Source organism: Nocardioides sp. CER19, from assembly GCF_029846275.1.
Lineage (GTDB): Bacteria > Actinomycetota > Actinomycetes > Propionibacteriales > Nocardioidaceae > Nocardioides.
This window is the reverse complement of sequence record NZ_JARVWS010000003.1, coordinates 157,102-173,401: the sequence shown is the minus strand read 5'-3', so window position 1 is coordinate 173,401 and position 16,300 is coordinate 157,102. Positions and strand designations below refer to the sequence as shown.

The 16,300-nt window shown below is 71.9% G+C and carries 11 protein-coding genes; 5 read left to right on the top strand and 6 right to left on the bottom strand.

All coding sequences use genetic code 11. The features are described from left to right. The first annotated feature begins 1 nt into the window (after position 1). A complete protein-coding gene (locus QDS12_RS16335) occupies positions 2 to 1,177 on the top strand; it encodes an LLM class flavin-dependent oxidoreductase (protein WP_279880808.1) in 1,176 nt (391 codons plus the stop codon). Beyond that, on the top strand, positions 1,174 to 1,887 hold the full coding sequence (locus tag QDS12_RS16330; protein WP_279880806.1) for an FMN reductase: 714 nt from the start codon (positions 1,174 to 1,176) through the stop codon (positions 1,885 to 1,887). Before QDS12_RS16335 ends, QDS12_RS16330 begins: the two co-directional genes overlap by 4 nt. Here the strand turns inward: QDS12_RS16330 and QDS12_RS16325 are convergent, their stop codons facing one another. From QDS12_RS16325 to QDS12_RS16300, 6 genes are all read right to left on the bottom strand, one after another. Then, positions 1,888 to 3,972 (bottom strand): elongation factor G-like protein EF-G2, encoded by a 2,085-nt coding sequence (locus QDS12_RS16325; protein ID WP_279880804.1) that lies wholly within the window; start codon positions 3,970 to 3,972, stop codon positions 1,888 to 1,890. A 48-nt stretch (positions 3,973 to 4,020) separates the two neighbouring features. Continuing rightward, positions 4,021 to 4,236, bottom strand: a complete 216-nt coding sequence (locus QDS12_RS16320) for a hypothetical protein (RefSeq protein ID WP_279880803.1) — start codon at positions 4,234 to 4,236, stop codon at positions 4,021 to 4,023. Beyond that, a complete protein-coding gene (locus QDS12_RS16315) occupies positions 4,233 to 5,660 on the bottom strand; it encodes a glycosyltransferase family 2 protein (protein ID WP_279880801.1) in 1,428 nt (475 codons plus the stop codon). Before QDS12_RS16315 ends, QDS12_RS16320 begins: the two co-directional genes overlap by 4 nt. 78 nt (positions 5,661 to 5,738) lie before the next feature. Further along, a complete protein-coding gene (locus QDS12_RS16310; RefSeq protein WP_279880799.1) occupies positions 5,739 to 6,530 on the bottom strand; it encodes an EAL domain-containing protein in 792 nt (263 codons plus the stop codon). 26 nt (positions 6,531 to 6,556) lie between these two features. Then, the gene (locus tag QDS12_RS16305) at positions 6,557 to 7,084 is read right to left on the bottom strand and encodes a YbhB/YbcL family Raf kinase inhibitor-like protein (protein ID WP_279880797.1); all 528 of its coding nucleotides are present in this window, start codon (positions 7,082 to 7,084) and stop codon (positions 6,557 to 6,559) included. Positions 7,085 to 7,141: 57 nt separating this feature from the next. Beyond that, positions 7,142 to 9,439: a glycosyltransferase family 2 protein gene (locus QDS12_RS16300; protein ID WP_279880795.1), complete on the bottom strand. Its 2,298-nt coding sequence runs from the start codon at positions 9,437 to 9,439 to the stop codon at positions 7,142 to 7,144. Between the two features lie 119 nt (positions 9,440 to 9,558). Between QDS12_RS16300 and QDS12_RS16295 the strand changes: the two genes are divergently transcribed. The 3 genes from QDS12_RS16295 (at position 9,559) to QDS12_RS16285 (ending at position 16,281) form a co-directional block, all read left to right on the top strand. Beyond that, complete coding sequence (locus tag QDS12_RS16295; protein WP_279880793.1) at positions 9,559 to 11,127, top strand: hypothetical protein; 1,569 nt, start codon at positions 9,559 to 9,561, stop codon at positions 11,125 to 11,127. 103 nt (positions 11,128 to 11,230) lie between these two features. Further along, positions 11,231 to 12,448 (top strand): uroporphyrinogen-III C-methyltransferase, encoded by a 1,218-nt coding sequence (cobA, locus tag QDS12_RS16290; protein WP_279880791.1) that lies wholly within the window; start codon positions 11,231 to 11,233, stop codon positions 12,446 to 12,448. Positions 12,449 to 12,543: 95 nt separating this feature from the next. Continuing rightward, positions 12,544 to 16,281 carry a 5'-nucleotidase C-terminal domain-containing protein gene (locus QDS12_RS16285; protein ID WP_279880788.1) on the top strand — a complete coding sequence of 1,246 codons (3,738 nt, stop codon included), beginning with the start codon at positions 12,544 to 12,546 and terminating at the stop codon, positions 16,279 to 16,281. Positions 16,282 to 16,300: the final 19 nt, after the last annotated feature.

Genomic DNA, 16,300 nt, shown 5'->3' with positions numbered 1-16,300 from the left:
GATGCAGTTCGGAATCTTCACGGTCGGAGACGTCACCACCGATCCCACCACCGGCAAGACGCCTACCGAGCACGAGCGGATCAAGGCGACGGTCGCGATCGCGAAGAAGGCGGAGGACATCGGTCTCGACGTCTTCGCGACGGGCGAGCACCACAACCCTCCGTTCATCGCCTCCAACCCCACGGCGACGCTCGCCTACATCGGCGCGCAGACCGAGCGGATCATCCTGTCGACGGCGACCACGCTGATCACGACGACCGACCCCGTGCTGATCGCCGAGGACTACGCCAAGATCCAGCACCTCACCGACGGCCGCGTCGACCTGATGATGGGTCGCGGCAACACCGGGCCGGTCTACCCGTGGTTCGGCAAGGACATCCGGCAGGGCATCAACCTGGCCATCGAGAACTATGCGCTGCTGCGCCGGCTCTGGACCGAGGACGTCGTCGACTGGAACGGCCGGTTCCGTACGCCGCTCCAGGGCTACACGTCGACCCCGCGCCCGCTCGACGGCGTCGCGCCGTTCGTCTGGCACGGGTCGATCCGCAGCCCTGAGATCGCCGAGCAGGCCGCCTACTACGGCGACGGCTTCTTCCACAACCACATCTTCTGGCCGTCCAGCCACACCGAGGCCATGGTGCGCCTCTACCGCCAGCGGTTCGAGCACTACGGCCACGGCACCGCGGACCAGGCGATCGTCGGTCTGGGCGGGCAGTTCTTCATGCGGAAGAACAGCCAGGACGCCTGGAACGAGTTCCGTCCGTACTTCGACAACGCGCCGGTCTACGGCCACGGCCCGTCCCTGGAGGACTTCACCGAGGCGACCCCCCTGACGGTGGGCAGCCCCCAGCAGGTCCTCGAGCGCACGCTCTCGTTCCGCGACTACGTCGGCGACTACCAGCGCCAGCTGTTCCTGCTCGACCACGCCGGCCTGCCGCTCAAGACCGTGCTCGAGCAGCTCGACCTGCTCGGCGAGATCCTGCCGACGATGCGTGCCGAGTTCGACCGCGTGCGCAAGCCCGGCGTACCCGACGCGCCCACCCACGCCTCGCTCGTCGAGAAGGCGGGCGGTGCGAAGGACAGCACCGTCTATGCCGCGGGCGACGCCGCCACCGGCACCACCGACCGCGACCTGGACGACCCGGAGGTCGCCAAGGTCCTCGAGGGGGAACTGTGATCACCCCAGCCGAATCGTCGCTCCGCTCCGGTGCGGCCGGCGACGCCGGGAGGAAGATCGTCGTGATCTCGGCGGGACTCAGCGTCCCGTCGAGCACCCGGCTCCTCGCCGACATGCTCGGCGAGGCGGCCGTGGACGCGATCCACGAGCGCGGCCAGGAGGCCGAGGTCGAGGTGGTCGAGCTGCGGCCGCTGGCCCACGCCCTGGCCGACCACCTGCTCACCGGCTTCCCGACCGGCGAGCTCAAGGCAGCCATCGAGAAGGTACGCCGGGCAGACGGCGTCGTCGCTGTCACGCCGGTCTTCTCGGCGTCGTACTCCGGCCTGTTCAAGACGTTCTTCGACGTCCTCGAGCTCGGCGTGCTCGACGGCAAGCCGGTGGTCGTCGCGGCCACCGCCGGTACCGCCCGGCACTCGCTGGTGCTCGAGCACGCACTGCGCCCGCTGTTCTCCTACCTGCACGCCGTCGTCGTGCCCACCGGAGTCTTCGCGGCCAGCGAGGACTTCGGTGCCGCGGGCGGCGAGCAGGGGACGGGCGACCTCGCCAAGCGGGTCAACCGGGCAGCCAACGAGCTCGCCGCGCTGGTCGCCGGACCCGGCGACGTCCCGCGGCCGGTGGCGCACCGCAAGACGGTCGACGAGGAGTTCGCCAGCCCGACGTCGTTCGAGGACCTGCTCAAGGCCGCGAGCGACGGGCCTCCCGAGTACTGATCAGCCCCGGGCCGGCACCTGCCGCGCCAGCTCTTCGGGCATCGGCTCGTAGTGGGCGAACGCACGGGTGAACGTACCGACGCCCCGGGTCGTCGAGCGCAGGTCGATCGCGTAGCGGATCAGCTCGCGCTGCGGGATGTAGGCGCGGATCTCGGTCCGCTCGTCGTCGGCCGTGTCGGTGCCGAGCAGCCGGGCGCGCCGGGACGAGAGGTCGCTCATCACCTGGCCGACCAGGTCGTCGGGGACGAGGACCGTCACCTCGTCGTAGGGCTCGAGGAGGTTGACGCCGACGCCCTCGGCGGCCTCCCGCAGGGCGAGGGCGCCGGCGCTCTGGAAGGCCATGTCCGAGGAGTCCACGCTGTGCGACTTGCCGTCGACCAGCGTGACGCGCAGGTCGACGACCGGGTAGCCGGCCCGTACGCCGCGGGCCATCTGGGCCGCCACCCCCTTCTCGACGCTGGGGATGAACTGGCGTGGGACGGCGCCGCCCACGACCTTGTCGACGAACTCGAAGCCGCTGCCTTCGGGCAGCGGCTCGACGACGATGTCGCAGATGGCGTACTGCCCGTGGCCGCCGGACTGCTTCACGTGACGGCCGTGGCCCTTCGACGCCCCGCCGAAGCACTCGCGCATCGGCACGATCAGGTCGCGCTGCTCGACGGTGACGCCGTAGCGCGACTGCAGGCGATCGAGCGCGACCTCGGCGTGCGCCTCGCCCATCACCCACACGACCAGCTGACCGGTCTCCGCGTTGTGCTCGACGCGGAGGCTCGGGTCCTCGGCAGTGAGCCGGGCGAGGGCCGACGAGAGCTTGTCCTCGTCGGAGCGGGTCGCCGCCTCCACCGCGATGGGCAGGAGCGGCTCAGGCATCGACCAGGGCCGGAGCACGAGCGGCAGATCGGGAGAGGAGAGCGTGTCGCCGGTCTCGGCGCGCGACAGCCTCGCCACGATGCCGAGGTCGCCGGCGACGACCTGGGTGGCCGGCACCTGCCCGCCTCCGAACGCGTAGGCCAGGGCCCCGACCCGCTCGTCCTCGTCGTGGTCCTCGTGCAGCCCGGCGGCGCCCTCGAATGCGGAGAAGTGGCCCGACACGTGGACGGGCGCGTCCGGGGTGAGCGTCCCAGAGAAGACGCGGACCAGGCTCACCCGGCCCAGGTAGGGGTCGCTGCTCGTGCGCACCACCTCGGCCACGAGCGGGCCGGCCGGGTCACAGGTGATGGACTGAGCCGCCTTGCCCGCGGGGGTGAACACGTCGGGCGGCTGGTGCTCGGGCGGTGACGGGAAGGCCCGCACGCACAGGTCCAGGAGCTCTGGTACGCCGACGCCGGTGATCGAGCAGACCGGGACGACCGGGTGGAACGACGCTCGTGCGATCGCCTTCTCGAGGTCACCGACGAGCACCTTCTCGTCGATCTGCTCGCCGCCGACGTAGCGGTCCATCAGGGTCTCGTCCTCGGACTCCTCGATGACCGCCTCGATGAGCTCACCGCGCCGGGGGTCGGCCTGGATCTCGGCTGAGTCGCCGGTGATGAGCCCGGTGAGCGTCCCTCCGGTGACGACGTAGACGGGGAGGACTCCGGCACCGAAGGCCTCCTGGGCCTCGGCCAGCACCCGGTCGCTGTCGGCGCGCGGGTGGTCGAGCTTGGTGAGGACGACCGCGCGTGGCATCCCGACCTCGCCGCACTCGCGCCACAGCCGCCTGGTGTTGTCGTCGATCCCGTCGTTGGCGGCGATGACGAAGAGCGCGCAGTCCGCGGCGCGGAGCCCGGCCCTGACCTCGCCGATGAAGTCGACGTAGCCGGGCGTGTCGATGAGGTTGACCTTCACGCCGTCGACGACGACCGGCGCGACGGCGAGCGAGATGGAGCGGCCGTGCGCCTGCTCGGCGTCCTCGGTGTCACACACGGTCGTGCCTTCGGCGACGGAGCCGGCACGGACGATCGCGCCCACGTGGGCGAGCAGGGCCTCGACGAGCGAGGTCTTTCCGGACTGGGAGGGCCCGACGAGGACGACGTTGCGAATCCCGTCGGGCCCCGACGCGTCCACGTCCTGCGTGGTCGCCTTTCGGGTGCTCTTGTCGGCCATGGGTCCATCCGACTCCTGTGTGACCGCTGACACAAGGGCGAGGTCGGATCAGGGTGGCGCGTCGGGGTGGATGCTGCGCGTCTCGCGCCGCCGGCTGCGGCTGGTGAACCACGAGGTGGGCCTGATGGGCGGCACCAGCTTGGCGATCGAGAGCGCCGCGTAGGCCACGGTGTTGATGGCGACGAACGTCATCAGCACCAGGAAGGCCTCGGACCGCATCACGCTCTCCGGGATCGGCGAGAAGCCGAGCACGAGCCCGGTCATCGCGCCACCTTCTCGGCCGCCGCGGCGTGCTGCACGTGGGTCCACCTGGCCTGCTTGTTGAGGGAGATGTCGACCACGCCCTTGACGTAGACGAGCTGGAGGAAGGCGTCGAAGAACAGCTCCGGGAAGAGCGCGAGAGCGACCAGCCGTGCCTTCCAGCCGCCCCGCCACACCGTCACGACCCGCTCGGCCATGAAGAGCAGGCCCAGGCCGAGCCAGAACGTGAACCACACCCAGCGGTCGGTGGCCAGCAGCGTGACGCCGAGCAGGGCGAAGTAGGACCACAGCGCGAACACGCCGTACCCGATGCCGAGCTGCTGGGCCCGGTAGCGGATCGTCTGGGGCGTCACCCCGTAGGCGCCGAGGTTCTCCAGGGCGCCGCGCTGCCAGCGCAGCCGCTGGTGCCAGAGCAGGCGCCAGCTCGGCATCAGCTCGGTGACGACCGTGCACTCGGACGGCGACACGGTCAGGGCCCCCAGCGACTTCAGGGCGATGGTCAGCTCGTTGTCCTCGGTGAGCGCTGCGGTGTCGTAGACGTCGCCCTCGATGCCGGGGATCGTCTGCCCGCGCTCGGCGGCGACGGTTCGCAGGGCGCGCGGCCTGAACATCGACGCCGTGCCGGTCAGGACGAACACCTTCCCGCGCCGCCGCCGCAGCTCGCGGCCGTAGCGGATGTACTCGTTGCGCTGGAACTGCCCGATGAGCCCGTGCCCGTCCTCGCCGTAGAACACGCCGCCGACCGCCATCAGGCCGCGGTCGTCGGTGAACCGGCGGATCGCGGAGGCGAGGAACCCCGGGTCCAGCATGGTGTCGGCGTCCATCACCATCACCACGTCGTTCTCGCCCTGGCCGGGGAGCAGGTAGCGCAGGGCCTGGTTGAGCGCACCGCCCTTCTTGTGCGTGTTGCCCACCGTCTCGAAGACCTCGGCGCCGTGGGCGCGGGCGATCTCCACCGTCCGGTCGGTGCAGTTGTCCGCGACGACGACGACCCGGTCCGGGGGCGGCTGCTGCTGGGCCAGGGAGCTCAGCGTGCCCGGGAGAGACGCCTCCTCGTCGTGCGCCGGCACGAGGACCGTGACGGTGACCTCGCCGTCGAAGCGGCCCTTGGTGTCGGCCATGACGACGCGCGGCGCGAGCGGCAGCCCGCGCGAGTTCGTCGACCGCCGGTAGGTGGTGATCACCCGGTACTCGAGGAAGCCCAGGCCGGCTGCGCAGATCAGCGCGACCGCGATCGCCACCAGCAGCACCCGCGCCGACGGCCCCTGGGTGTCGTAGATGACGTGCCAGGCGCCGAAGAGCACGCCCCGGTGCTGCTCGGTCCGCGGACGCTCGGAGTGGGCCACCGCCAACCAGAGCACGAACGCTGCCAGCCCGGTCAGACCCAACACGATGAGCCCGACCCATCGCTCCAGACGGTTCCTCACGACTGTCGAACGTAGCAACCGGCAAAGGGTGACGCCGTTTCGGGGAACTGGGTCGACGAAGGAGGCCGACCGGCAGGGTCAGCGCTGCCCGGGAACCACGTGGGGGCCCTCCGGGGGCAGCCCGGCGAGCACCCGGTCGGCGGGAACCGGCCCGCCGAGCAGGTTCCCCTGGCCGAGGTCGATGCCCAGGCGGCGGGCCGTCTCGAGATGCACAGGGGTCTCGATGCCCTCGACGACGACCGTCGTGCCGAGCTCGTGCAGCATCGCGACGGTGTGGCGCAGCATGACCAGCCCGCGCTCGCCGAGCTGCAGGAACGCCCGGTCCAGCTTGACCCACGTCCACTCGCAGCGGGCCAGCAGCCCCAGCCGCGACGCGCCTGCGCCGAGGTCGTCGATGGCCAGGCCGATGCCGCCGGCGGACAGGAGCGCCAGGGCCCGGTCCTGCTCGGCGCCCCAGGCCTCGATGTCCCCCCGCTCGGTGATCTCGACGACCAGGTTGACCGGAGCCGACCGACACCGATCGACGAGCCAGCGCAGGTAGGCGCTGTCCGGACGGAGCTGTTCGTACTCCAGGTTGAGCGAGATGACGACCGTGCGGCCGAGCCGGCGCGACACGGCCGTCCCTGTCCTCATCGCCTGTTCGGACACCTGCCGCATCACCGGGTCGAGCGCGCCGGTGCGGGTCGCCGAGCTCACGACCCGCTCCGGGCTGACGGTGCCGTGCTCGGGCAGGCGGCCGCGCAGCAGCGCCTCCCAGCCGACCGGCCGGCCGGTCGTGAGGTCGACCACCGGCTGGTAGGCGACGTCGAGGCCCTGCTGCAGCAGGCCGCCGACGATCTCGTCGTCGCTCGGCGGTTCGGTTCCGGGCACGGGGGGAGCCTAGGGCCGGCGTACGGCTAGTGCTGGTAGGTCCCGACCAAGATGGCCCGCGCGGCGGTCTTGAAAGCGAGGTTGAACCCCACGACCGCTGGGGTGACGTCGCCCTCGACCCCGAGGGACTCCTCGGTGACGGCGTGCACCACGAAGTAGTAGCGGTGCACCTGGTCGCCCGGCGGCGGGGCGGCCCCGCCGAAGTCCTTGGTGCCGTAGTCGTTGCGGACGTGGAACGCGCCGTCGGGCAGCGTGTCGTCGCTGGCGCCGGCACCGGTGTCGAGCGAGGTGACGTCGGCGGGGATGTCGACGACGATCCAGTGCCAGAACCCGCTGACCACGGGCGCATCCGGGTCGTAGCAGGTCACCACGTAGCTCTTGGTGCCCTCCGGACCGGGCTCCCAGGACAGCTGCGGCGAGGTGTTGCCGCCTTCGTAGACCTGGGCCTGGTCGAGCGGCTGGCCGGCCGTCACGTCGGTGCTCGTCACGGTGAACGAGGGGACGACGGGAAGGAGCTCGTACGGGTCGGGCTTGACCGGGCGGTCGAGAGACATGGCACTCCTGGGATCGGCTGGATACGTCCTTCCGACGATAGCCACTGACCCCGGGCGTCAGCGAGCCTCGCGTCCGGCCCGGCCGGGGCTCAGTCGGCGGCGCCGGTCGCCCCGGCGCCGCAGGTCACGGGCCAGCCGGCGGTCGCCGTGGTAGAGGATGCCGGCCCAGTCGATCGGTCCCGGCTCGCGCGCCGGGCCGGCGGGCCGCGCCTGCCGCTTCGGCACCATCAGCCAGTTGACGAGGCCGAGGCCGAGGTCGACCACCGAGTTGCCGACGCCGATGTAGGCACGGATGGCGCCGGCGGCCAGCACCGCGTTGAAGACGGCGAAGGCGAGGTTGCCCCAGTCCCCGTGGTGATAGCTCCGCCAGGCGGTGAGCAGCGAGTAGAGGACGATCAGGTAGGGCACGAGCACGAACAGCGCGGGAGCGGCCGTCCGCTTGCGCACCTTCGGGGTCCGGGCGAACGGGATCTTCTCGCCGCTGAACGCCTGCTGGACCGACTTCAGGACGCCGGCCAGGTTGACCGGAAGGAGCACCAGGTTGAAGCCGTAGATCCGGAACACGTCCAGGTAGCGGTGACCGCACAGGCGCAGGTCGCTGGCCATCGCCAGGAAGTAGGGGAGCGCGGCGCCGAGGACGAGCGGGCTGAGCAGCCGGCCGTCGTACGGGTAGAAGAGGAGCAGCAGCAGCCCGAAGCTCGCCCAGGCGATGGACGCCATGTAGTTGAAGCGCAGGCTGAGCTCGGCCAGGCCGATCGGGTTGCCGTCCCGAGCACGCGGACGGCGCTGCAGCCAGAACTTCGGGAAGATCAGCAGGCCACCGTTGGCCCACCGTCGGCGCTGGACGACGAGGGACCCGAAGTCGGGCGGCGTCGCGCTGTAGCTGAGCCGCTCGGGGTAGTTCACGAGCCGCCAGCCGGCCGCGGCGATGTCGACGCTCGACTCGGTGTCCTCGATGACCGTGCGGTCCTGGATGTAGGTCTTGATCTCGTGCCCGCCGACGGTCTCGACCTGCACGATGTCCTCCAGCGCACGCCGCCGGATCACCGCGTTGGCACCCACCCAGAACGTCGCGTCGTAGTAGGTCATCCCCTGGTGGAGGATGTGCTGGATGTCGGTGGTGGCGCCCGCGATCCGCTCGATCCGCGTAGGGGCCCCGCGGAAGGACGAGTACGGCGTCTGGACGATCGCCACGTCGTCGTTCTCGGGCTGCTCGAGGAAGTAGACCAGCCGCAGGCAGTAGTCCCGCAGCAGCTGGGAGTCCGCGTCGAGCGTGAGGACGTACTCGGGCAGCGGCACGTCCCGGTCGCCGGGGAGGGTGGGCTCGCTGTCCGGCACCCTGACCAGCATGACGCCGGCGGGGGAGTCGGTCGGCCGCCAGACGCCGCCCATCAGGCCGAGGTAGGCGTTGATGTTCATCGCCTTGTTGGCCTCTTGGGAGAGCGACGCGTAGCGCTTGCGCTCGAACGACTCCACGCGCGCCTGGAAGATCCACACCAAACGACGGTGCAGCTCCCGGACCCGCTCGGCGGGCACCGGGGCCGCCTGCTCGATCGCGGCGGTGAGCGCGAGGTGGCTCAGGCGCAGCTCGCTGGCGAGCCCGGCGAGCACCTGGTCGACGTAGAACTCCGCGACGTGGTCGGCGACCAGCTCGGCCGCGGCAGCGCGCTCGAGCCACTCGGCGGCGTCGAGGTAGGCGTCGGCCACGTGCCTGACCGACTCCAGCGGGGCGAGCTCGTCGTCGAGGTCCTGGAGCGCGAGCTCGTAGGCGGCGGACGCCGCGGCGTGTGGCTCCGCGAGCCGCTCGTTGATCTCGTCCACCAGCGCGCGCGTGGCGTCGAGCCGCGCGGCCGATGCCTCGTCGGTGGGACTCGGCGGGTCGTCGAGGAGCAGGACCACGCGCAGGTCCGGGTACTCCTGGAGCGCCGCCGACCAGAGCGTCAGCCGGACGACCTCCGGCTCCTCGGCGTAGGAGGGCACGAGAACCGTCAGCGACCCGTGGGCAGCGGTGAAGTGGGCGTCGAGCAGTCCTCGCGGGACGCGCTCGTGGGCGCGGAAGCGGCGCAGCGCGCCCTGGCGGGCGACGAGGTACATGAGCGCGGAGAAGGTCAGCGCGGTCACGACGACGACGTAGGAGATCGCCTCCATCGTGAAGCGGAAGTCGCCGCCGCGGTCGAGGAACTGGCGCAGCACCGTCGAGACGACGTACGCGAACCAGAAGAGCACGGTCGCCACGATGGCGATGCGTCCACGGGTGAGCGTCGCCGTGGTCGGGCGCGCATGGACGATCGACATCGGCTCGGAGCGCCGCTCGGCGCCCCACTGCCGACGCGGCGCCGTCGTCGTAAGGCTCACTGCGACTCCTTCTCGGTGCTGCTGCCCCGGGCACGGTAGTCAACGACGAACCTTCGCGTTCGGTGAACGCGACAAGTGCCTCCCATGCCACACTGCGGACGCTGCCTCTTGTGGGGGAGGTGAGCGAGGGCGAGGGGACCATGGGGCAGTTCGAAGGACGCCGGCTGTCGTTGACACGCACGGCGGTGCTGGTGGTCGCGGTGGGGGCTGTCGTCTTCGCCTCGATGTCCGGCTGGAGATGGTTCCAGGACGCGCGGGCCGCGTCGGACGCCACGGCGTGGTTCGGGGGGTACGTCGACGTCACGGCCACCCCGACCTACGAGTTCGAGGAGCCGTCCGCACGGGCCGGCCGCAACGCGGTGCTGGCGTTCGTCGTGGCGGACCCCGGGTCCGCGTGCGAGCCGTCGTGGGGAGCCGCCTACAGCCTGGACGACGCGGCCCGCGACCTCGACCTCGACCGCCGCGTCGCCCGGCTGCGTCAGCGCGGGGGAACCGTGGCGGTGTCCTTCGGCGGCGCGCTCAACGACGAGCTCGCCGTCGCGTGCACCGACGCCGACGACCTCTACGACGCCTACCGGAGCGTCGTGAAGCGCTACCACGTGCGCACCGTGGACGTCGACGTCGAGGGCACCGCACTCGACGACCGGGCCGCGACCGAGCGCCGCGCGGCCGCCCTGGCCCGCCTGCAGGACAGCGACGACGTGACCGTGTGGCTGACGCTTCCCGTCGACCCGAACGGTCTCACCGAGGCGGGCCGCAGCCTCGTCGCCGCCACCTTGGCGGCCGGGGTGGACGTCGCCGGCGTCAACGCGATGACGATGGACTTCGGGGCCAGCAGGGACGTGGACGACACGGTCGGCGACGCGGCGGCCAAGGCCCTGTCCGCCCTCCACGGGCAGGTCGGGCACCTCTACGACGAGGCCGGGCAGGGGATGGGGCCGGCGACCGTGTGGCGCCACGTCGGCGCCACGGTCATGATCGGCCAGAGCGACGTCGCCGGGGAGGTCTTCGGTCTCGCCGACGCCGAGCAGGTACGCCGCTTCGCGGCCGCCCACCAGGTCGGGCGGCTGTCCCTCTGGTCGCTCAACCGCGACCGCGAGTGCGGCCCGAACTACCCCGACGTCTCCATCGTGTCCGACGCCTGCAGCGGCGTCACGCAGGAGAAGGGGCAGTTCGCCGCCGTGCTCGGCAACACCTTCGACGGAGCGCCCGACCGGAGCCCCTCGATCATGCCGAGCGTGACCCCGAGCGTCACCCCGACCGACGACCCGTCCAGCAGCCCCTATCCCGTCTGGCAGGCGCAGAACGCCTACCGCGCCGGCGAACGCGTCGTCTGGCACCGCAACGTCTACGTGGCGAAGTGGTGGACCTCCGGCGACACGCCTGACGACCCGCTGGTGGCCGACACCGTCTCGCCGTGGCGGCTCGTCGGGCCGGTGCTGCCGGGCGAGACGCCCGAGCCGCGCCCCAGCCTGCCCGCGGGGACCTATCCGGGATGGCGGATCCAGGCGGTTTACCGGGCCGGCGACCGGGTGATGCTCGACGGCATCGCCTACGTCGCCCAGTGGTACACCCAGGGCGAGTCTCCGGACGCCCCCTCGACCGTCGACAAGCCGTCGCCGTGGCGTCCGCTGACCGACCAGGAGGTCCTCGCGGCCATCGCGGGCAGGCCGTCCGCCACCCCCTGACGCGGCCTGACGTCCCCTAGCGCGAGCCGGTGACGCCGCCTCTGGCGTCCGCGAGCTGGGAGGGTGGTCGGGGTGGACCGGCCGCACCCCTGAGAATGGGCACGTGGACCTTCCTCCCTACCCGTCCGGTCTCAGGCTCGCCGGCCGTCGCGTCGTCGTCGTCGGCGGTGGCCACGTCGCGCAGCGCCGCATCCCGGCGCTGATCGCCGCCGGGGCCCAGATCGAGGTCGTCTCGCCGCACGTCACGCCGGCCATCGAGGGGATGCTCGGGTCGGGCGAGCTGCGCTGGACTCCGCGCGGCTTCGAGGCCGCCGACCTCGACGGGGCGTGGTACGTCGTCTGCGCGACCGCCGACACGGGCGTGAACGAGGCCGTGAGCGCGGCGGCCGAGGCGCGGCGGATCTTCTGCGTCCGCTCCGACGACGGCCTCGCGGCGACCGCCTGGACCCCCGCCGTCGGCCGCCACGGCGGGGTCACCGTGGCCGTGCTCAGCAACCGCGAGCCGCGCCGGTCGGCGACGGTCCGCGACGAGATCCTCGCCGGGATGCGTGACGGCACCCTCGACGCCCGCCACGACCGGCCCCGGACGCCGGGCGTCGTCCTCGTCGGCGGCGGCCCGGGCGACCCGGACCTCGTGTCCGTCGCCGGCCGGAAGGCGCTGATGGAGGCGGACGTCGTCGTCGCCGACCGGCTCGCGCCCCGCGAGCTGCTCTCCGAGCTCCCCGCCGACGTCGAGCTCGTCGACGTCGCCAAGCTGCCCCGCGGCCGCTCGGCCCTGCAGGAGGAGATCAACCGGGTCATCGTCGAGCGTGCACTGGAGGGGAAGTCGGTCGTCCGCTTCAAGGGCGGCGACAACTTCGTCTTCGGGCGTGGCTTCGAGGAGGTGATCGCCTGCCGGGAGGCGGGCGTCCCGGTCACGGTCATCCCCGGGCTGACCTCGCCGGTCGCCGTACCCGGCATCGCGGGGATCCCCGTCACCCACCGCGGCGTCACCCACGAGTTCACGGTGATCTCCGGGCACCTGCCGCCCGGCCATCCGGAGTCGCTGACGAACTGGTCGGCGGTCGCCGGTCTCAGCGGGACGCTGGTGCTGATGATGGCGGTGGAGAACGCTCCCGCGATCGCCGCCGCCCTGCTGTCCGCGGGCAGGCCGGTGGCGACCCCGGTCGCGGTCGTGTGCGACGGGACCATGCCGACCGAGCGGACCGTTCTCGCCACGCTCGGCACCCTGGCCACCCGGCTCGAGGAGGAGGCGGTCAGGCCGCCGGCCGTCATCGTCATCGGCGAGGTGGTCCGGGTCGCGCACCCGGAGGCGTTCTGACCCGATCCGCTCGATCGCGGGACTCTTCACGACATCTGGTCATTGACGCGACGGCCGGGCCGGGAGTTGTGTGAGACCCGGCTCTGAGCGAGCCCATGACTCGGGAGGTCTCGGTGTTCCGTCGCGCCACGCCTGTCGCCCTGTTGGTCTCGGCCCTCCTGGCCGTCCCGACCGCCGCCGTCGCGGGTCACGGACACGCCGAACGGCCACCCGCGCCTTCCTCCGGCTCGAGCCACGACCATCCGGTCGTGCTGTTCGGAGCCGACGGCATGCGGCCCGACCTCATGCAGAAGTACGCCCGCGAGGGTCGGATGCCGACGTACGCCTCGCTCATGCGACAGGGCGCGACCGGCGCCAACGGCCTGACGCAGGGCTTCCCGCCCAACACCGGCCAGGGCTGGTACACGCTCGCGACCGGCGCGTGGCCCGGCGTGCACGGCAGCACCAACAACACGTTCTTCGACAACCGGCAGCCGTTCACGGCGAGCGACTCCTTCTCGTTCCACGGCAACGGGGCCGGCCCCGGCACCGACCCGACCAACGTCCTCGAGGCGCAGTCGGTGGCCTCGGCGGCGGAGGCCGCCGGCAAGACCGTCGCCCAGGTCGACTTCACCGGCGGGCTCAACGCCAACATCAACGGCCCGACCGTCGACTACGACACCTTCTACTCCACCCGCGGCGTGCTCGAGACCCCGGCCGACGCGACGAAGCAGGCCGGGGCCGCGAAGTTCGGGCTGAGCTATCAGGTCGCGGCCTTCACCCCGGCGACCGGCTGGAGCAACGTGCCGGCGAGCGCACGGCCGGCGCAGCAGACCCAGCTCCTGGTGAAGTCGAGCTCCGCCGCGGTGAACCCGGATCGCGTCTTCGACGTCTACGTGTACGCCGCCGGGGCCGGTGGCTACGACCGGGCGCTGCTCGTCCCGGCCGGTGACGGCAAGGACGGCGGCCAGGCCGCGGCCACCCTGGTGCCCGGGAAGTACAGCCCGGTCAAGATCACGCTGACCGGCGCCGCCGCGGGCGAGACCGCCGGCTTCTACGTCAAGCTCATGACGCTGGCGCCGGACCTGTCGAGGTTCGGTCTCTACTTCACGTCGGTCACCCGCGCCAACGCCCACTGCGCGACGGCCGCGTGCGACGCCCTGCCGGCCGGTGCGCCTGGAGAGGACAAGCTGGCCAAGTACATCAACGACCACCTGCCGCCCGCCGTCTTCGGCGACTTCGCGCCGGAGGAGTCGGGCCTCGTCGACGAGGACACGTGGTTCGAGCAGACCGTCGGCCTCAACCACGCGTACGAGTCGGCGGTCCTGAAGTACGTCCTCACCGAGCTGCAGCCCGACACCGACGTGCTCCTCGCCGGCACCGACGAGACCGACGAGGTGAGCCACCAGATCATCGGACTGCTGACCCGCACGGCGCCCGACGGCTCGTCGAACCCCTACTACGACCGCGTCAAGGGCACCGGCCCGCGCGACGGTCGGATCCAGCAGCGCGAGGCCTACCTCGCCGGCGCCTACGCGAGCGCCGACGCACAGCTCGGCCTCGTCCGCCGCTACCTCGGCAGCGACGCCGACATCCTCGCCAGCGCCGACCACGGCTTCGCCCCGCAGTGGCTGGCGATCGACGGCGCCCTGCCGCTCAAGCAGCTCGGCCTGCAAGACGTCGAGCAGACCGGCAACTGTCGGCCGGCCGCGGCGAGCGCCCCCGGCGGCACGGTCGCCAAGCAGTGCGAGGCGGGCGGTACGTCCCAGATCTACCTGTCCCTCAAGGGTCGCAACCCGGACGGCGTCCTCCCTGCAGCCGACTACGGCGCGACCGTGCAGCGGATCGTCGACGCCTACCGCTCGCTCACCGACCCGGCGACCGGGCAGGAGATCATCGAGAAGGTGCTGACCAAGGCGCAGATGGCCGACGTCGACGGCTCCGACTCGCTCAACCCGACGCGCACCGGCGACGTCGTCGTCATCGCCAAGCCGCCGTACCAGTTCGACGGGGCGACGGTGGGCACGCTGGTGGCGCCCTCGCTGTTCTTCGGCCAGCACGGCTACCTGCCCGACCAGGTCGACCTGGCGCACAACATCAACATGCACGCCGCCTTCGTCGCCGGCGGGCCCGACGTCGCCCACCGTGACGCCGTCACGGGTGTCCGGGCGGTCGACCTCGCGCCGACGCTGGCGGTGCTCGGCGGCTTCGACCCGCCGCTGCAGGCGCAGGGCCGGGTGCTCACCTCCATCCTGAAGCGCGGCCAGAGGTACGTCACCGGTCAGCTGCTCGGGATCAACGACGTCCACGGCAACATCACCGGGAAGGGCCTCACCCAGACCGACCCGTTCACCGGGGTCAAGGACGCAGCGGGCGGGCTCGGGGTGCTGGCGACCTACCTGAAGCAGGCACGCGCGGAGGAGCGGAACACGGTCACCGTCGAGGCCGGGGACATGGTCGGCGCGAGCCCGCCGGAGTCGGCGCTCCTGCGCGACAAGCCGACCCTCGACGCGCTCGACCTCATGCACGTCGACGTCGGGACGCTCGGCAACCACGAGTTCGACCGCGGTGTCCCGGAGATGCTCAGGCAGGTCAACGGCGGCCGGTCCACCGTCGACCCGAGCGTGCGGTTCGACGGGCTGGACTTCCCGGTGGTCGACGCGAACGTGATCAGCAACGCGACCGGCCGCCCGCTGCTCCGGCCGTACGTCGTCCGGCGCGTCGGCGGCGTCCCCGTCGCGTTCATCGGCGCGACCACGGTGACCACCCCGTCCATCGTCACCACCGGTGGCACCGACGGCGTGCACTTCACCGCCGAGGCCACCGCCATCAACGGGTACGTGCGCCAGCTGCAGCGCCAGGGCGTGCATGCGTTCGTCGCGGTGATCCACGAGGGCGGCACCCAGACCACCTACCCGGTGGGAACCGTCGGCGACCCGATCGCCGCCATCACTCGCAAGCTCGACCCGGCCGTCAAGGTCGTCATCGCCGGGCACAGCCACACGGTCCTCGACGCCAGGATCGGCGGCCGGCTCGTCGTGCAGGCGTCGTCGTACTCGCGGGCCTTCGACCAGGTCCACCTCCTGCTGGACCGACGGGCCGGCACGATCGCGGCGAGCTGGGGCAGGGTGCGGATGGCCTGGCAGGCCCAGCCGCCCCGCTCGACCGACCCGCTCGGCACGCCGGTGACGCCCGACCCGCGGGTGCAGGCGGTCGTCGATGCAGCGGTCCAGGCGACGAACCCGGTCACGCAGGAGGTGATCAACCACGCGGCCGCCGACGTCCCGTCGCAGCGGGAGGGCGGCGCCACCCCGGCGGGGGAGTCGCCCGCCGGAGACCTGATCGCCGACGCGCAGCGCGCCTACGCCGGAACCCAGCTCGCTTTCGTGAACACCGGGTCGGTGCGGGCCGGCCTGCTCGCGGGCCCGGTCACCTACGGGGCACTCTTCACGATGCAGCCGTTCCAGGACGACTACCTCGACACGTTCACGCTCACCGGTGCCCAGGTGTGGGACCTGCTCGGCCAGCAGCTGGCCGCCGGGACCGGTGGGATCATGCAGGTCTCCGGCCTGCACTTCACCTACACCGGGACGCAGGTCGCCGGCTCGATCACCGGCGTCTGGCTCGGCTCGCCGGGAGACAGCTCGACACCGATCCCGGACTCGGACTCGGTGACCTACACGGGCACCGCGAACTCCTTCATGGTCGGCGGTGGTGACGGGTTCACCGTGCTCGAGAAGGCCGGCGACATCGTCCAGACCGCCGACGCCGAGCTGGTGCCGCTCGTCGCCTACGTCCGGGGACTCAGCGATCCCTTCACCTACGCCACCGACGGACGGATCGCGATCGGCTGAGCGGCGGGTCCTGGCAGCG

What these genes read in the sequence shown, in the direction of transcription:
- QDS12_RS16335 (WP_279880808.1), top strand. Translation starts at nt 2, where the DNA reads ATGCAGTTCGGAATCTTCACGGTCGGAGACGTCACCACCGATCCCACC.
- QDS12_RS16325 (WP_279880804.1), bottom strand. Translation starts at nt 3,972, where the DNA reads ATGGCCGACAAGAGCACCCGAAAGGCGACCACGCAGGACGTGGACGCG.
- QDS12_RS16320 (WP_279880803.1), bottom strand. Translation starts at nt 4,236, where the DNA reads ATGACCGGGCTCGTGCTCGGCTTCTCGCCGATCCCGGAGAGCGTGATG.
- QDS12_RS16305 (WP_279880797.1), bottom strand. Translation starts at nt 7,084, where the DNA reads ATGTCTCTCGACCGCCCGGTCAAGCCCGACCCGTACGAGCTCCTTCCC.
- QDS12_RS16285 (WP_279880788.1), top strand. Translation starts at nt 12,544, where the DNA reads ATGACTCGGGAGGTCTCGGTGTTCCGTCGCGCCACGCCTGTCGCCCTG.